The sequence below is a fragment of the Lacihabitans sp. LS3-19 genome (genome assembly GCF_024343575.1).
Taxonomy (GTDB): domain Bacteria; phylum Bacteroidota; class Bacteroidia; order Cytophagales; family Spirosomataceae; genus Leadbetterella.
This window is the reverse complement of the sequence record NZ_RJUA01000071.1, coordinates 1-1747: the sequence shown is the minus strand read 5'-3', so window position 1 is coordinate 1747 and position 1747 is coordinate 1. Positions and strand designations below refer to the sequence as shown.

Annotated in this window: 1 protein-coding gene; it reads left to right on the top strand. The window is 38.0% G+C overall.

The features are described from left to right. The coding region (locus EGI22_RS15365) for an SdrD B-like domain-containing protein (RefSeq protein ID WP_310588169.1) at positions 1–1747 on the top strand (1747 nt) is incomplete at both ends.

Here is a 1747-nt window from a genome sequence, read left to right as displayed (position 1 = left end):
CTAATGCTGGACCAGATGCAGCTACCAATGTGGCTATCGAAGATGCTATTCCAAATGGTTATGGCTTGATTTCCAATATCAGTGGTGCTGGCGTTTTTGCCAACGATACTTTGACTTGGAGTGGTTTATCTATCGCTTCGGGTGGTTCGGTCGTATTGACTTATGAAGCTACCGTTTTGGCTCCTGGTGTGGGGGTTTCCTTTACCAATGTCGCTCAGGTGATTGCTTCTGACCAGTTTGACCCGAACTCTACCCCTGACAATGACGTAACTACGGAAGATGATTATGATTCCGTGACCCCTAGTGCTCAGATCGCGGATTTGAGTTTAACTAAAACTATAAGCAATTTAAATCCAATTGTGGGAGATGTAGTCATTTTTACATTAACCATCAATAATGCTGGGCCTGATTCTGCTACGAATGTTTCCATTGGAGATGCTATTCCAAATGGCTATGGAAACATTACCAACATAAGCAATTCTGGAAATTTATTAGTAGATTCTTTGGTATGGAATATTCCTACAATTTTGTCAGGAAATTCTCAAATACTAACTTATAAAGCTACGGTTTTGCCTCCTTTATCAGGCATTAGCTATACCAATATTGCACAAGTAGTAGGCGTAGACCAATTTGATCCAAATAGTACGCCAAACAATAATATTCCAACGGAAGATGATCAAGACCAAGTGGTAATAACTTTAGATAATAGTATTCCAATTGCAGTGGCAGGAACAGGCTTTACCATTACTTGCGTTGATAATACTTTAGGACAAGAAATTGGAGAAATAGCTGAAATTGGTCATACCTATAGCTGGTCGCCATCAATTGGACTTAGTGATGCTAATATTTCTAATCCGATCGCTTTGCCTTCAATAACCACGATTTATACGGTTACAAAAACCAATATTGTGAATGGATTTACGGCAACTGCATCAATTGTTGTAGCTGTAGATACGATTATGCCATTGCCTACAATCTTGGGTAATGATACTATTAGTGTCCTTCAAAGCAATGTTCTAAGAATTGCTCAAGGAGGAGAATCATATCTTTGGTCTAATGGATTAGGAACCAATGATACCGTAAGTATTTCTACGCCTGGCATTTATACCGTAACGGCAAAAAGCTTAAACGGTTGTACAGCAACGGCTACAACAGAAGTTATTGAAGTAAGATTTGGTTCCATTGGAGATTTAGTTTGGGCAGACTACAATAACAATGGCGTGCAGGAGCTTACTGAAAGTTTTATGGATAGTATTAAAGTTTACCTTTACGACGGAACTGGAACTGTGTTGTTAGATAGTACAATTTCAGATATTAATGGAAAATATCTATTTGATTCTTTGCCTTCTGGGAACTACAAATTATTCTTTAAAACCCCATCTGAGGCTATGGTTTCACCTCAATATAATGGAATTGACACCTTAGATAGTGATATTAATACGTCGGGATGGACTGAAACAATTAGCATTGATGTTACTAAACCTGTCAATGATACTTTGAGAAACAATACCAAAAAAGACGCTGGATATGTTCCTTATGGCTCTATTGGCGACTATGTTTTTGAAGATAAAGACTTTTCAAATACACAAAATGCTGGGGATACCCCATTGCCAAACGTTACGGTGTACTTACTCAATGCGTCAGGTGTAATTATTGACACGACAGTTTCAGGAATTGATGGAAAATATGTATTTAACAATGTAATTAACGGCGATTACCGTCTCCAATTTGTTAAACCAGTAGGAAT